10 protein-coding genes are annotated in these 14,443 nt (G+C 36.6%); 4 read left to right on the top strand and 6 right to left on the bottom strand.

Annotated features, from left to right (window positions below; translation table 11 throughout):
- Positions 1 to 3: 3 nt before the first annotated feature.
- Entirely contained in the window at positions 4 to 2,118 is a 2,115-nt protein-coding gene (locus K350_RS0123035; RefSeq protein ID WP_028981926.1) for a T9SS C-terminal target domain-containing protein, read from the bottom strand.
- Positions 2,119 to 2,289: 171 nt separating this feature from the next.
- On the opposite strand from K350_RS0123035, the gene K350_RS30050 reads away from it, so the two are divergent.
- Complete coding sequence (locus K350_RS30050) at positions 2,290 to 3,198, top strand: YihY/virulence factor BrkB family protein (RefSeq protein ID WP_037576675.1); 909 nt, start codon at positions 2,290 to 2,292, stop codon at positions 3,196 to 3,198.
- Positions 3,199 to 3,298: 100 nt separating this feature from the next.
- On the opposite strand, the gene K350_RS0123025 is transcribed toward K350_RS30050, so the two are convergent.
- The 5 genes from K350_RS0123025 to nirB form a co-directional block, all read right to left on the bottom strand.
- Positions 3,299 to 4,066, bottom strand: coding sequence for a porin family protein (locus tag K350_RS0123025; RefSeq protein ID WP_028981925.1), 768 nt, complete (start codon positions 4,064 to 4,066; stop codon positions 3,299 to 3,301).
- 309 nt (positions 4,067 to 4,375) lie between these two features.
- Positions 4,376 to 5,611, bottom strand: a complete 1,236-nt coding sequence (locus K350_RS0123020; RefSeq protein ID WP_081671113.1) for a molybdopterin molybdotransferase MoeA — start codon at positions 5,609 to 5,611, stop codon at positions 4,376 to 4,378.
- Positions 5,577 to 6,530, bottom strand: coding sequence for a bifunctional molybdenum cofactor biosynthesis protein MoaC/MoaB (gene moaCB / locus K350_RS0123015; RefSeq protein WP_028981923.1), 954 nt, complete (start codon positions 6,528 to 6,530; stop codon positions 5,577 to 5,579). Before moaCB ends, K350_RS0123020 begins: the two co-directional genes overlap by 35 nt.
- A 21-nt stretch (positions 6,531 to 6,551) precedes the next feature.
- Entirely contained in the window at positions 6,552 to 6,905 is a 354-nt protein-coding gene (gene nirD / locus K350_RS0123010; protein WP_037576669.1) for a nitrite reductase small subunit NirD, read from the bottom strand.
- A 155-nt stretch (positions 6,906 to 7,060) separates the two neighbouring features.
- Positions 7,061 to 9,565, bottom strand: coding sequence for a nitrite reductase large subunit NirB (nirB, locus tag K350_RS0123005; protein ID WP_028981921.1), 2,505 nt, complete (start codon positions 9,563 to 9,565; stop codon positions 7,061 to 7,063).
- 360 nt (positions 9,566 to 9,925) lie between these two features.
- Here nirB and K350_RS0123000 point away from each other — a divergent pair, with 360 nt between their 5' ends.
- From K350_RS0123000 to K350_RS30045, 3 genes are all read left to right on the top strand, one after another.
- On the top strand, positions 9,926 to 11,710 hold the full coding sequence (locus tag K350_RS0123000; RefSeq protein WP_051313534.1) for a sensor histidine kinase: 1,785 nt from the start codon (positions 9,926 to 9,928) through the stop codon (positions 11,708 to 11,710).
- Between the two features lie 4 nt (positions 11,711 to 11,714).
- Complete coding sequence (locus K350_RS0122995) at positions 11,715 to 12,365, top strand: response regulator (protein ID WP_028981919.1); 651 nt, start codon at positions 11,715 to 11,717, stop codon at positions 12,363 to 12,365.
- A gap of 542 nt (positions 12,366 to 12,907) precedes the next feature.
- On the top strand, positions 12,908 to 14,437 hold the full coding sequence (locus K350_RS30045) for an alginate export family protein (RefSeq protein ID WP_051313532.1): 1,530 nt from the start codon (positions 12,908 to 12,910) through the stop codon (positions 14,435 to 14,437).
- The last annotated feature ends 6 nt before the right edge of the window (positions 14,438 to 14,443 follow it).

Genomic DNA, 14,443 nt, shown 5'->3' with positions numbered 1-14,443 from the left:
CACTTATCTTACAATGGTTAAATAATTAACGATAGTTTTTTCTGAGTTACAAAACCTGATTTTCAGCTTGAAGTAATAGGTACCTTCATTCAAATTGCTTCCATCCCAGGTATTTTTATATCCCCTTTTCTTATATACTTCATTGCCCCAGCGGTTCAGAACAACTAGCTCATTGTCAGGAAAGTGTTCTATGTTTCTTAATATCCAAAGGTCGTTAATACCATCGCTATTAGGAGAGAATGTATTAGGCACATGCACCGAATAGATGGATTCATTAGATTCAATGGAAGCTTCACCACTGGCACAGTTTGCCATACTATTGTTGGCCTTTACAGTAATTGTACCTTGCTTCATTTCATTGGATTCCAATTCTACAAGGTTTGTACCCTGACCACTAAGAATTTTCCATCCATCTGGAACTTTCCATTCATATGAGCTTGCTCCAGGTACTGGATTTACCATGAATTCAAGCTTTCCGCATGCAGAGCTTAAATCCAGAATTGAAGTAGGGTTTGCAAGCACTTCCACAAAACTTACTTCCAGAGTATCTGTCAATGTATCTTCAGGTAAGCAGCCATTCACATTGAAAACTTTAAGAGCATAAAAACCAGACTCATGAACTGTTATTTCAGAAGTAGTTTCACCTGTGCTCCAGATATAATCACCTTGAAGCAAGGGACTCTTTAACGTTACTTCCTGCCCGCATAATGTAGTATCTTTACCAAGTATGGCTTCTAAGTCATCCCTGATAAACAGGATGATTGTATCGGATGCACTGCAAAAATTACTATCTGTTACTTTGGCCCAGACATTATTCTCCCCGGTTTTGCAATAAGAAATTTGCTGAGATGTTTCACCAGTACTCCATTGATATGTCCCTCCTGTTGCTGCTCCTGCATCGAGAGTAAAACATCCTGTACATTTTTTATCTGGGTCAGGTCCGAGATTGACAATTGGTAATTTATTAAGCGTCACAGTGATTGTGTCTGAAGTTGTATCTGCAGGATTGCATCCGGGGATATCTGTAATAGAGACATAATACACTCCGGAACTTTTCACGATGATTGAATCTGAAGTTTCCCCAGTATTCCAGATTATATTTCTTCCAACATCTGCAGACCGGATAATAAGACTATCTCCGCATAATGTTACATCTTCACCTAATGAAGGATCATAACCTTCTTTAATATTTATCTTTATTGTATCTGCATCAAAGCAACCTTCTGAAGTTGTAACCTTAACGCATACACTTGTAAATCCTGTTTTGCAATACTGAATGGAGGAAGTCGTATCTCCTGTGTTCCACCAGTATTTTGCATCGCTAAGAGGACTGGCATCAAGCAAAACACATCCACCGCATTTTACATCAGGATCAGGTCCCAGATCGACAATTGGAGAATCGCTTAATTTTACTCTGATTGTATCGCTTACTGTATCAGCAGGGCTACAACCGGCGATATCAAAAATACTTATATAATAAATTCCGGATTGTTTCACTACAATAGAAGTATCTGACTGACCGGTATTCCATTTATATTTGCCACCAAAGGAACTGTGGGGGGAAATAATTATACTGTCTGCACATACAGTTGTGTCAGAAGCACCTAGATCAATACCATAACCAGGCTTCACAGCTACCTCGATAGTATCAGAAACAGTACAGCCAAGATCATTCGTAACTGTTGCCCATACTTTATTCACTCCAATATCGCAGTATTTTACTACCTGAGAAGAATCTCCTGTACTCCAGATTACTTTTGCTCCGCCCTGATCCCCAACATCCAGAGTAACGCAGCCACCACAACGTGGTAATGGATCTGACCCTAAATAAACGATTGGACTTTCAAGAAAAATAACCGGTACTGTATCTACACCTATACATCCTGCCTTATCGACGATTACTGTAAAAGTATCTGTTTTGGTAACAGTTATCTGCTTAGTAGTTTCTCCGGTATTCCAGAGGTATGTTGCGCCGGGAACATTTGCATCAAGAATGACTGGTCCTTTGCACGGATCCGCTTCTTGCTCTATCACAACTCCGACATTTACCTGCAAACATTGTCCCATTACGTTTACAGTAATAAATAAACCGGCAAGGATAAAAAGGAGATTTTTCATGATTCTATAAATTCAGTAAGACCTCTAGTAATTTTAAAACTTCAATCTTAACTAAGCACTTTTCAATTTGTTTTTACAAAAAAAAGTGTTATTAAAACTCCCTTATATCTATAAAACTGCGCTGAGAGAACAAAGCTCACGTAATAATATGTTACCTGGTAAAGGCATATTATGGAGAAGCATGGTTTCAGAATCAGAGATATAGGAAGCCTTTTTAAGGAAACCATTATTAAATGGAACAATGATGATGCATTTACACATGCAGCTGCTGTTTCATTTTATGCTTTAATATCACTACCAGGGATATTGATTATAATCATTAATACCATGGGAATCTTTCTGGGAAAGAAAGTCATTGAGGGGGATATTGCGGAAAAAATTAATATGCTAATGGGTAAAGATACTGCCAAACAAATTCAGCAGATAATAGTAAATGCATCTCAACAGCCGCGCTCAGACATATTGGTAATAGTGGGAGTATGTGTGCTCATGGTAAGTGCTACAGGAGTATTTATTCAACTGCAAACCTCACTCAATCAGGTATGGCAGGTCAAAGTTAAAAAAGAAGCAGGCTGGATCAAGCTATTACGAGACAGAGTTGAATCGTTTAGCCTTATACTTATAGTTGGTTTGCTTCTCTTTATCTCCATCATTTTGTCTTCAGTTATATCATCCATCAGCTCCTTTCTTACTCTTATCATTCCGGGATTCTCGATTTATATATTTTATTTGTTTGATTTTATTATTTCGTTTTCAATACAGACAATCCTCTTTGCGCTTATATTTAAATATCTGCCGGACATAAAGATTAAATTTAATGCATTGTGGGTTGGCGCATTTCTTACTACTATATTATTTTACCTGGGAAAAATATGTCTCAACATGTACTTTAATAAAGTATCACCTGAGTCGGTATTTGGTGCAGCTGGATCAATAATTCTTATTCTCTTGTGGATCTATTATTCCTGTTTGCTTCTCCTTTTTGGTGCAGAGTTTACACAGGTTTATGTAAAAAGATATCATCATAAAATCGTCCCCTCCAGCATGGCTTATTCATTGCCCAAAATGCAGGAAGAGTAATAAAAGTTAGAGTTGAAAGTTGAAAGTCTAAAATTGAAAGCTGTTTAAGGACTTAACTTTTAACTTTAGACTTTTAACTTAATACCATATCATTATCTTTTTAGAATTTAACACCAAAGTCTAAAGCAATTATATTGCTTTTTATCTTAACACTTGAATTGACTTTTGTTCTATAAGGATCATTAAATTTTAAATTCGGGTGAATCATATTTACAAGTCCTTTGTTTAAGCTCAACCCTGCATATAGGCTGATCTTGTCGTTCAGAGCATAATCTGCTCCTGCACTAAAGATAAGTCCCATATCAAAAGGATTAAACAAACTTTGAGGTCTGTTATCCCCGTTTCTTCCACGAGAAGGATCATCCCAGAACTCATTTTTAGCCAGGTTCCAGTAATGTGCTCCATCTCCGCCATTTATATTTTCAGAAAGTTTAAAATCTAATGTAGGTCCGAATGCAAACACAAGCTTTAAATTATCTATAATTTCTTTTGTATAGTATTTGCCAATCAATGGGACTTGTATATAAAAAAGGTTGTATTTGGAGACTCCCGAATAATTACCATCTGTATTTCTGATAAGTATATTTTTTGTAGTAAACCAAAGGCCTGGTGTAAATGCAAAATTATCATTCACAAAATATTCAAGATTGGCGCCCAGACTAATACCTCCGACATTTCCCTCCTTTGTAGTCGCTCCATCTGCCACATAATGAAATCCAGATGGAGTAGGATCAGGATCTTTCACTGTTGCTACATTCAGTCCTGGTGCAAATCTAAATGACCAGTGTATATTACCCTTGGATTGTGAAAAAGCACTAGTACCTCCAAGAATTAAAAATAAAAGGGCAATCAAATAAACTTTTTTCATACTCTTAATTGTAAAACATAAATCAATTCAAAAGTATAGACTTTAAATGAAAATATCTATAGGCAATTAAGGGGGCAAGCTGGCATTTGAGCCTTTACCGAATACGTCTTTTCAAAAAGATACAAAGTAGTGACTTTGCGACTATATCACCTTCTGTAACAATCTTTTCCAATCTATGAGAAGGTTAAAAATTTGGATATAGTGTTCGAAAATAAACACCTCACCTTCCAAGTTCATTTTTAATTAGAGAATTTTTTGACCTGCAATTGCAACTTCGGTTACCACCCAAAATAGGGTAAGCATTATTATTTATATCCCTCTCCAGGGAATAAATTCAACTACATCTCCCTCTTTAAGCTCCTCAATTTCTGCCGGATGCACTGACAGGCCAGCAGAACGTGTAATAGAAGTAAAATCACCACTACCATTATTTCTAATTTGTTGAAGACCTGAGTGAGGTCCATATGGAAGTAGAATGCAAGGGAAATATTCTTCAAAGGAACTCTTTTTTTTCCTTGCACTTGTTAAAGGCAGCTTTATTGTCTGACAAGCAGTAAGTCCAAAACAAGCCCTAAGAAAGGGTTCTATGAATACCTTAAATGCAACCTGACAAGATACAGGATTGCCAGGTAATGCAAATACAACTGTTTTATTATCCAGGATGCCAAACCAAAGAGGCTTTCCTGGTTTGATCTGAACTTTGTGAAATATTGTCTTAACACCGCAAGCATTCAGCACTTCCGGAACAAAATCAGCATCCCCCATTGAAACACCTCCTGAAAGAATCAGAATATCCATATCCTTTAAGCTTTCAATAGCGTGCTTTATCTCTTCCTTACGATCTGATACCAGTTTTCTTGATACTATTTCAATATTATAATGTTGAAAAAATGAAGCGATGGTATAAGAATTACTATCTCTTATCTGATGAGGCAATACAAAATCTCCGACCGCTTTTATTTCATTTCCTGTAGAGATGATAGATACCTTTGGCAAAGAATAAACTTTAACGTTACTTCTTCCCAGTGAGGCCAGAAGACCGGAAGTGCTTGCATGAATAATGGTTGACTTTTTCAATACCATTTCTCCGATCCTTGAATCCTCTCCCTGCATCGCTATGTTCAGCCAGTTCCTGAAGGGAAGTGATTTAAATTTCACCATACCATCATTTATTTCAGAATCTTCCACACGAATGACAAGATCTGCACCTTCCGGAACAGGGGCTCCTGTCATTATCTTAATGCAAGTCCCCTCCTCTGTCAACGACTTGATCCGCTCTCCGGCAAGCATATCGTCAACAAGTCTGAATTCTTTATGATTACTTAAGTCTTTAAATTTAAGCGCATAACCATCCATTGCAGAACGGTTAAAAGGAGGATAGTCACGGTCTGTATAGATATCTTCAGCCAAAACTCTTTCATATGCTTCAGAAAGCAAAATAGTTTCAATGCCAAATGATCTTGCCTGTTGCAATATCAGATTTCTAGCTTCGGTAACTGTAAGCATCAGATTAGTGTGCGCCTCCTCTAAGCATACTTTTGGCATGAAATACTGCAGGTAATATAGCTTCCAGAGACTCCTTCACTCCGTTAGTACTTCCAGGCAAAGTAACAATCAAGGTACCGCCTATTGAACCTGCAATGGATCTGGACATCATAGCCAATGGAGTTCTCATTCCTCCATAAACCCGCATTGCTTCAGCTATACCAGGTGCATCTCTATCAAGGATTTTTTGCACAGCATCCACTGTATGATCTCTTGGCCCAAGCCCAGTCCCACCAGTTGTAAAAATAAATGCGATATCCTGATTTACCCAATCTTTAATCTGGTTCTGAATCATCTCCTCTTCATCAGGAATAATCTGGTAATCCACCACTTCTGTATTATGAAGTTCCAGCATTTCTTTAATCTTTAACCCAGAATTGTCCTTTCTCGTACCTGCAGCTGTGGAATCTGAACATACCAGTATTGCAGCCTGATGTTGTCTTTTTGAAAATTTAGCTCTGTCTGACTTCCCACCGGTTTTATCAAGGAGCCTGATCGAAGATATCTCTATCTCTTTATTTCCCAAAGGCTTTAACAAATCATAAATTGTAAGTGCAGCAACAGATATGGCAGTAAGCACCTCCATTTCAATTCCTGTTCTTCCGATCGATTTACCTTCGGCAAAAATTACTACTCCTGACTGATCCTTAAGCTTTCCTTCAGGATCATCCTCTTCGGTAAGTTCATCAATAAATTTGTAGGATATATTCAACCCGTCAATAGAAACCGGGTGACAATGCGGGATTAGGTTTTGGGTATTTTTTGCAGCAAGAAAAGCGGCTGCTCTTGCGACATCAAAAAGATTTCCTTTCGGAAGTTTGTCATTTTTAATCAGTTCAACAATCTCCTTGGCACAAAGAACAGCCCCCATACCTTTAGCTGTTCTAAGGGAAATTTGCTTTCCTGTAATATCTCTCATAAATGTTATAGCAGAGGTTTGTTATTCCAAACCTCCAATATACACATTTCCTGCTTCAACTTTAATAGGATAAGTTTTAATGCTGTATTCTTCTCCATTAAGGTTTTCACCTGTCTTTAGTGAGAAGTTTTTCTTATGGTAAGGACATGCAACTTTAGGCTCACATTCCTTATCTCCGATCATTCCTCTTGAAAGAATCATTTGTTTTTTATGTGGACACATATTCTGCGTCGCATACCATTCATTTCTTTTTTTAAAGTTGAATATCGCAATCTGCTCATTTTTATACATCACGCATGATCCACCATTTGCCGGAACATCCTCTTCTTTCGCCACCAGGACCCATTTTGTTGTTTCTACTGAAGTTACTTGCATAATAATAGTATTTAGATATTTGAGCTGTTAGAATTTAAAAGAAAACCTCATCCTAAATCCTTCTCCTGAAGGAGAAGGACTTATTGAATGCATATTTTTTGTTTGTAGTAAGCAATACCTCTTTAAAACTTAAGACTTATAACTTATAACTTCCATTACGCTCCCCATTCTACTGGCTTCTTCTGATCTCTCATAGCCTGGAATTTGATAGTAGGATCTGCTATTGTAGAGTTAACAAAGTGCGTAAACCTCTTTCTTTTTGAAGGATCTTCCACAACATCTTTCCATTCACACTTGTAAGTATCCACCATGTATTGCATTTCCATTTCCAACTGATTCGCAATACCAAGAGAATCATTCACGATCACGTCTTTCAGATATTCAATACCACCTTCCAGTTTATTAAGCCAAGTTGACGTTCTATTAAGCGGCTCTGCAGTGCGTATGTAGAACATAAGGAATCTGTCGATGTATTTGATACATGTTTCTTTATCAATATCAGAAGCCAGTAATTTAGCGTGTTGAGGTTTTGCACCACCATTACCGCATATGTATAGATTCCATCCCTTATCTGTAGCAATGATCCCAAAGTCTTTACCCTGAGCTTCTGCACACTCGCGAACACATCCAGATACAGCACTCTTAAGTTTATGAGGAGCTCTGAGACCTTTATAACGTTCTTCTATTTCTATAGCAAACGTTACTGAGTCATGTAGACCAAATCTACACCATGTAGAGCCTACACAGCTTTTAACGGTTCTTAAAGATTTTCCATATGCATGACCACTCTCGAAACCTGCTTCTATCAATTCTTCCCAAATAAGAGGTAATTCATCTACTCGAGCTCCAAAAAGGTCAATTCTTTGTCCACCTGTGATTTTACAGTACAGATCATATTTCTTTGCAATTACTCCAATCGCTATCAATTTTTCAGCAGTGATCTCACCACCAGGTATTCTTGGTACTACAGAGTAAGTCCCACCCTTCTGAATGTTTGCAAGGTACCTATCATTAGTATCCTGAATTGTATCCTGGCTTAGAATCATCTCATTCCAGGTACTTGCCAGCATAGAGGCTACAGCAGGTTTACAGATTTCGCAACCATCACCGCTTCCATATTTCGCAAGCAACTCATCATAAGTTTTAATCCCTGTTGATTTGATAATTGCTAATACCTCCTGTCTTGAGTAGCTGAAATGCTCACACAGAACTTTATTCACTTCTTTACCTGAAGCCTTCAGTGTCGCAGTCAGAAGGTCATTCAGCATAGGAACGCAACCACCACAACCAGTTCCTGCTTTAGTACATTTTTTTATACCTGCAACATCTTCAAGATTGTTATAGGTTACAGCGGAACAGATATCTCCTTTAGTAACATTTTCACAGGAACAGATTAAAGCTGCATCAGGAAGACTTAAAACTCCGCTGCCTGCCGACTCCGCTCCACCTCTTGGTCCCAGAATAAGATCCTCAGGTGTAGGAGGCAGAATGATTGCATTCTTATAAGTCTGCAATAACATGTTGTAATCCTTCGCATCCCCAACAAGAACACCACCAAGCAGATAATTACCACAAGCTGAAATGTTCACCCTTTTGTATACACCCTTTGTTTTATCTTCAAATACAATGTGCTGATGATCTTGCTCTGTGCAGAAAGGATCTCCGAAGCTGGCTACATCTACACCGATTAGCTTAAGCTTAGTAGACATATCATACGGAGCAAAGGTTTTTGATCCGCCAGCAAGTGAATTCGCCACTACATCTGCCATTTCATAACCCGGAGCAACCAAGCCATAAATCATACCTTTATATAGAGCAGATTCACCGATTGAATATATCTCAGGATCTGAAGTCTGGAGCAAATCATTTACTACGATACCCCCACGTGGCCCTACTTCCAGACCTGCCTCTCTAGCTAGCTCATCACGTGGCTTAATGCCAGCAGAAACTACAATCATATCAGTCTCCAACTCACTTCCGTCTGCAAAAACCATCTTTGCAACTTTTCCCTCCCCATCGATAGATTTAGTATTCTTATTAAGGTGTATAGATATGTTAAGAGATTCGATTTTCTCTTTAAGCATTATAGCACCTTTTTCATCTAACTGCCTTGGCATAAGTCTTGGAGCAAACTCAACTACATGTGTTTCAAGACCAAGATCCATCAATGCTTTTGCGGCCTCTAGCCCTAGAAGCCCCCCTCCTATGACTACTCCTTTTTTGGACTTAGATGCATAAGATTTTATATCGTCAAGATCTTCAATAGTTCTGTAAGCAATAACCCCCTCTTTCTCAATACCAGGTATAGATGGGATAAAGCAACTAGAACCTGTAGCAAGTACAAGTTTGGAATAAGAAACAGACTGACCTTGGGAAGAAATTACAGCTTTTTTATCTCTGTCAATTTTTACAATAGGGTCATTTAAGTATAGAGTAATACCATTTTCTTTATACCAGTCTGCAGGCGCCATTAAAAGATCCTCAGCAGATTTGCCAGAAAAATATTCCGACAGGTGTACCCTGTCATAAGCTGGTCTTGCCTCTCCTCCGAATACAATTATATTATATTCATCCTGCACCTTCTTTTCAATGAGCTTTTCGCACATTTTATATCCAACCATTCCATTTCCGACGATAACAAGATTGTTTAGCTTCTTCATAAAATTTAATTAATAAGGTTGCCAGAAGTAATTCACTTAAATCAAATATATAGAAAAAAAATACTACTAAGTAATTTTACGTATAATTTTATCAACACATACGTAAAGTTCTTCTTTAAATAACATACACACTTAATTAAATACTATTTGTGAATATTTTTTAGTATTTTTATCAAAGAACACTTAAAATTTAAGCATGTTTATAAACAAAAACTAGATTTTTAACAAAAACAGGTTTGAAATTAAAGTACTTTTAAAAAATAAACTACTTATACATTAATAAGTATCTAACTACGTACTATATCTTATTTACTTTGAATTGACTGAGTGTCTTATTAAATTTATACTTTAAGTAATCGCGTGAAACCTAAGAAAGAAGTTCTGGATGAAAAAACGGGGAATAATTTCACCCGAATGTACATTTTCGCCCTTACAGCGGTTGCATTATTAACCCTTACAGGCCAGTTTTTAATCCAATCATCAATAAGTAGTCAGATTTCAGACTCCCATGTTGTAAACCTTGCAGGAAAGCAGCGTTTTAAAAGTCAGGAAATTGTCAAACTATGCCTTATATTATATGCTAACCTTGATCATATAGAATATAAAGACAAGACAAAGGAACTGAAAAGCCTTACAGAATACTGGGAAAAAAACCATTTAGGCCTGCGATATGGCAATAAGGACCTCAATCTTCCAGGAAAAAACAGCACCAAAATTGAAGAAATGTATGATGCTATAGACCAAAACTTTTACAACGTATTAAATGGAGCCCTAACCATTATTAGTCTTAAAGAAAATCCAGCCGAAGCAACTCAAACTAAAATGGACGCTGCCATTCGGAGGATCCTAAGCAATGAAAGAACATTTTTAAATGGAATGGACGAAATTGTACATCAATATGATGTTGAAGCGCAGAAAAAAATGGCACTATTGAGAAAAATTGAACATTTCTTACTTATTATAACTCTAATTATACTCATATTTGAAGGCTTGTTCATATTCAGGCCTGCAGTTTTACAGATCAAGTTAACAATAAGAGAATTGATTCTCTCAGAAGAAAAAGCATCAGACCTTGCAAAAAAACTGACAATAGCGAATAAATCACTTGAAAGGTCCATAAGAGATCTGAAAGACATTCATTTTGCACTGGACCACGCATCAATTGTAGCAAAAACAGACAAATACGGTATCATTACTTATGTAAATGATAAATTTTGCGAAATTTCCAAATACAAAAGAGAAGAACTTTTAGGAAATCGATTTCATATGATCAGTGGCCATTATCATTCAAAACAGTTTTTTGACAGAATGTGGGAAACCATATCCAGCGGCAAACTTTGGAATGACGAAATCAAAAACAAGGCTAAAGACGGAAGCTTTTTCTGGCTGGATACTACAATTGTACCTGTTTTAAGCAACGATGGAAGTCCGGGAAGTTATATCGCAATTTATACAGACATTACCCAAAAATTCAGACAAAGCATTAATGAACAGAAAATTAGAACATCGTCGATAATCGAAGGGCAAGAAAAAGAGCGAAAAAAAATAGCCCGAGAATTACACGACGGTCTGGGTCAGAAATTAACAGCATTAAAGTTCAATATAGAAGGTTTAAAAGGTGCAGCTTCCAAAACTGAAAAATCCAGACTAACCGAGATAAAGAATATGCTTTATGAAACAATAGTTGAAGTCAGAAGAATATCTTTTAATCTAATGCCAAGTGTTTTGAGTGACTTTGGCATTATCCCTGCCCTCAAGAACCTAAGCGATCAGGTTTCTAAAAGCTCCAATATAGATGTGGTTTTTGAAAATGAATCTAATATCCAAAGGTTAAATAAAACAGTAGAAATCAATATTTATAGAATTATACAGGAAGCATTAAACAATGCAATAAAATATGCAGAAGCCGATGAAGTGACAATTTTCGTATCAAATTCTGAAACATGCCTCAACATTTGCATATCCGATAACGGAAAAGGCTTTAACACCTCCTATCTTGACTCTAAAATAAGATCTGTAAGCTCAGGAAATGGAATAGTAAACATCCAGGAAAGGACCAGCCTAATTAATGGAGAATTCAGAATTGAAACAGGAATTGGTAAAGGCACTAAAATAATGATAAAAGTACCTATAGTAAACGCTTAGGAATATGATAAAAGTTTTATTGGTTGACGATCATGGCATTGTAAGAGATGGAATTAAAGCCACTCTAAGCAGTGAAAAAAACATAAAAATAGTCGGAGAAGCTTCAAATGGAATTGAAGCTATCGAACAGGTTAAAAAACTAGCACCCGATGTTGTCGTAATGGATATTTCAATGCCGGAAATGAATGGCATTGAAGCTACATCAATCATATCTGATCGTTATCCCAACACCAGAACTCTTGTGCTTTCCATGCACGACAATGAGGACTATATATTAAAATCCATAGAATCCGGAGCCGCAGGATACCTCTTAAAAGACACTGGAAAAGAAGAATTTATAAAAGCTATAACAACTATTTCCAAAGGGGATAAATATTTTAGCACTCCTGTTTCAAGTATTATAGCAGATGGTTACTTACAAAAAATCAAAAAAGGAACCACTCCTGATGATGACTCTGATGATTTTGGCCTTACAAAACGCGAAAAAGGTATTTTAAAAATGATCATCAACGGAAACAGCAACAGAGAAATTGCAGATAGTTTTACAATAAGCATTAGAACAATTGAAACTCACAGGTTCAATATCATGAAAAAACTAAAAGTAAAAAATGCTGCAGAACTTGTAAAACTTGCTTTAGAAAATAAGATTGTTTGATTAATATCCTTATCATAAAATAAAAATGCCCCTTAAATCAAGGGGCATTTTTATTTTATTCCCCTTAATAGACAGAAAACAGATCAGCTTTTTAATCCTTCCGTTTTCCACCAACTTACTTACATATCCCTTGGTTAAATACAATTATTTTAGCAAATCAACTAAACATAAATTTTAAACCTATTTTTTAACTTTAAATACATTTATACAAACTATAAGTTATTTTCTTAACCACTTTTTAAAAATTTATCATTTTTTAAGTAAAATATGATGAAAATTTAAACTCATTTTTAACAAATAACGAAATTAAATATAACTTTTTTTATTTGCCATTTTATTAAAAAAAGAACTTTCACGTTTTACGTAAAATTTACGTATTTTTACTTATCAGTCTAGTTTTTATTACATACATTTGATTCATACTTCAACAAACTGGAAGGAGGCCCTCAAAAAACATTAGTCTTTAACCCCGAAAACTAACCTGAAGAAAGAAAACCTAACAAGCAATTAAACAATCTTAAATCCCTTTAAATCCCTGGAATATGAAAAAAAGATTTTTACATAAAGTGCTTATAATACTCACCTTATGCTTGTTCGCACTCGAGAAGGAAGGATTTTCTCAGTTACTTATAAATGCCCAACTTAGAACCCGTACAGAATTTCGCGACGGACAAGGCACTTTACCACTTCCACATCAAACTCCCTCAGTTTTCACATCGCAGAGAACTCGCCTGAACATAGGTTATGGAATGGAAAAGTTAAGGCTCTTCACATCCATTCAGGACATAAGAGTGTGGGGTCAGGACGCTTCTACAATATCAAATATTGATGGGAATAAACTTTTCCTGCATGAAGCCTGGGGGGAAATCGTATTTAATGATACAACTTATTTCAAAACGTTTAAAAACGTATCACTTAAGCTGGGTAGACAAGAGCTTGTATATGATGATGAACGTCTGTTAGGAGGCTTAAACTGGCTTCAGCAAGGTAGAAGACATGATGCTGCAGTATTAAAGTTTGCCAAAGGCACATGGACGGCAGATCTTGGAGCTGCATTCAATCAACAAAGGGAACTAAAAAATACAGGTAACTTATACTATGGCGTTCCAGGAACGCAGATTGCCACTGACAGCGCAAACGTAGCTGCACCTGCAGGAACCAACTTCATAGGAACCATGTACAAAAGCATGCAGTTCTTATATATTTCGAAAGAAATAGGCTTTTCAAAAGCAACATTCCTGCTATTTAAAGATGACTTTCAAAAACCTATTGCAGGCGGAAAATTTACGAAAGGAACTAACAGCCGTGTCACTGTTGGAGGGAACATCTTCGGTACTCTGATGAGAAAACACAAAATAGATGCCTCATTCTTTTATCAGGGAAATAAAGACAAACTGGGAAATAAAATGGATGCTTATATGGCATCACTATCAACCATGTTTGCCATTGACAGAAAATTAAGTTTAGGACTTGGAGGTGACTACCTTTCAGGTAATAATACTACCAAAAGCGGAGAAGTTAATCACAGATTTGATCCACTCTACGGTACACCTCATAAATTCTGGGGATACATGGACTACTTCTACGTGGCTGATGCATATGGAGTGCAAGGCAATGTAAGCAGAAATCCAGGCTTAATAGATCTTTTTCTTAAAAGCAGATACAAACTAAAAGACAATCTGCTTCTAAGTCTTGATGTCCACGAATTCTATGCTGGAAATAAAGTAGCTGACGAAACTGCTCCGGGAAAAACGCTTGACAGCAGATTAGGTACTGAATTTGACTTTGTACTGAACTACAATTTCACAAAACAAATCGGGATAGAAGCAGGCTATAGTCTTATGCTAGGCACCAATACCCTGGATAGATTAAAGAGAGGTGGAAATCAAGGGGCAATAGCAGCAACAGCTAACGTACCATATATCAACAAAAGAAATAATGGCAACTGGGCTTATCTGATGATCACCATAAGACCAGACTTATTAGGTCAGATCAACGACAAATTAGCATCACTTGTAAAATCAGTAGATGGACTTAGAAAAGATGTAGACACGTTGAACCAACCTAAATAACCTCAC

It is taken from the genome of Sporocytophaga myxococcoides DSM 11118, from assembly GCF_000426725.1.
Lineage (GTDB): Bacteria > Bacteroidota > Bacteroidia > Cytophagales > Cytophagaceae > Sporocytophaga > Sporocytophaga myxococcoides.
This window is presented reverse-complemented; position numbering and strand designations above follow the sequence as displayed.

Bases quoted from the DNA above. Each gene is read 5' to 3' on its own strand.
- K350_RS0123035 (WP_028981926.1), bottom strand. From the start codon at position 2,118: ATGAAAAATCTCCTTTTTATCCTTGCCGGTTTATTTATTACTGTAAAC.
- K350_RS30050 (WP_037576675.1), top strand. From the start codon at position 2,290: ATGGAGAAGCATGGTTTCAGAATCAGAGATATAGGAAGCCTTTTTAAG.
- K350_RS0123025 (WP_028981925.1), bottom strand. From the start codon at position 4,066: ATGAAAAAAGTTTATTTGATTGCCCTTTTATTTTTAATTCTTGGAGGT.
- K350_RS0123020 (WP_081671113.1), bottom strand. From the start codon at position 5,611: ATGCCAAAAGTATGCTTAGAGGAGGCGCACACTAATCTGATGCTTACA.
- moaCB (WP_028981923.1), bottom strand. From the start codon at position 6,530: ATGAGAGATATTACAGGAAAGCAAATTTCCCTTAGAACAGCTAAAGGT.
- nirD (WP_037576669.1), bottom strand. From the start codon at position 6,905: ATGCAAGTAACTTCAGTAGAAACAACAAAATGGGTCCTGGTGGCGAAA.
- nirB (WP_028981921.1), bottom strand. From the start codon at position 9,565: ATGAAGAAGCTAAACAATCTTGTTATCGTCGGAAATGGAATGGTTGGA.
- K350_RS0122995 (WP_028981919.1), top strand. From the start codon at position 11,715: ATGATAAAAGTTTTATTGGTTGACGATCATGGCATTGTAAGAGATGGA.
- K350_RS30045 (WP_051313532.1), top strand. From the start codon at position 12,908: ATGAAAAAAAGATTTTTACATAAAGTGCTTATAATACTCACCTTATGC.